Annotated in this window: 1 protein-coding gene; it reads right to left on the minus strand. The window is 58.1% G+C overall.

Translation table 11 applies throughout. From position 1 onward, the window contains the following. On the minus strand, positions 1 to 1504 hold a 1504-nt coding region (locus ACR52_RS28885), incomplete at both ends, for an Ig-like domain-containing protein (RefSeq protein ID WP_048731873.1).

The raw sequence follows: 1504 nt of genomic DNA on the forward strand, positions 1-1504 counted from the left end.
GAGCCGAGGTCAGCGGGTTAGTGCCGTCTGCGTTGCCGCTGTCGGTGGCGGTGTACGTGAAGTTCGCCGTGCCGTTGAAGTTGGTATTTGGCTTGAAGTACAGCGTGGCTTCGCCGTTGGTTGCATCGATTGCGCCAGTAACCGGTTTGGTCATGGCAGCATCGGTGTAGAACGTGCCGTTGGTAGGCGTGCCGACGGTGAACGATTTCACGTTCGCCAGGCCATCCACATCGGTAGCCGAGAGTTTAACTTCGATACCTTGAGCCGGATCTTCCGAACCGGTGGCAGTAGTCGCCACAGCTTCAGGTGCATCGTTCACAGCAGTGACAGTAATGCTGCCATTGGCCGGAGCCGAAGTGAGCGGGTTAGTGCCGTCAGCGTTGCCGCTGTCGGTCGCGGTGTACGTGAAGTTCGCGGTGCCGTTGAAATTAGTGTTCGGCTTGAAGTACAGCGTCGCTTCGCCGTTGGTTGCATCGATGGCGCCAGTAACCGGTTTGGTCATGGCGGCGTCGGTGTAGAACGTACCGTTGGTAGGTGTGCCGACGGTGAACGATTTCACGTTCGCCAGGCCGTCTACGTCGGTAGCCGAGAGCTTAACTTCAATACCTTGAACCGGATCTTCCGAACCGGTGGCAGTAGTTGCCACAGCTTCCGGCGCATCGTTGACCGCAGTCACGGTGATAGTGCCGTTAGCTGGAGCCGAGGTCAGCGGGTTAGTGCCGTCTGCGTTGCCGCTGTCGGTGGCGGTGTACGTGAAGTTCGCCGTGCCGTTGAAGTTGGTATTTGGCTTGAAGTACAGCGTGGCTTCGCCGTTGGTTGCATCGATTGCGCCAGTAACCGGTTTGGTCATGGCAGCATCGGTGTAGAACGTACCGTTGGTAGGTGTGCCGACGGTGAACGACTTAACGTTCGCCAGGCCATCGACGTCAGTAGCCGAGAGCTTAACTTCGATGCCTACCGCTGGGTCTTCAGCACCGGTCGCGGTGGTCGCCACAGCTTCAGGTGCATCGTTGACCGCAGTCACGGTGATAGTGCCGTTAGCTGGAGCCGAGGTCAGCGGGTTAGTGCCATCAGCATTGCCGCTGTCGGTCGCGGTGTACGTGAAGTTCGCGGTGCCGTTGAAGTTGGTGTTCGGCTTGAAGTACAGCGTCGCCTCACTGTTGGTAGCATCAATAGCGCCAGTAACCGGTTTGGTCATGGCAGCATCGGTGTAGAACGTGCCGTTGGTAGGCGTGCCGACGGTGAACGATTTCACGTTCGCCAGGCCATCCACATCGGTAGCCGAGAGTTTAACTTCGATACCTTGAGCCGGATCTTCCGAACCGGTGGCAGTAGTCGCCACAGCTTCAGGTGCATCGTTCACAGCAGTGACAGTAATGCTGCCATTGGCCGGAGCCGAAGTGAGCGGGTTAGTGCCGTCAGCGTTGCCGCTGTCGGTCGCGGTGTACGTGAAGTTCGCGGTGCCGTTGAAATTAGTGTTCGGCTTGAAGTACAGCGTCGCTTC

The organism is Pseudomonas fildesensis, assembly GCF_001050345.1.
Classification (GTDB): Bacteria; Pseudomonadota; Gammaproteobacteria; order Pseudomonadales; family Pseudomonadaceae; genus Aquipseudomonas; species Aquipseudomonas fildesensis.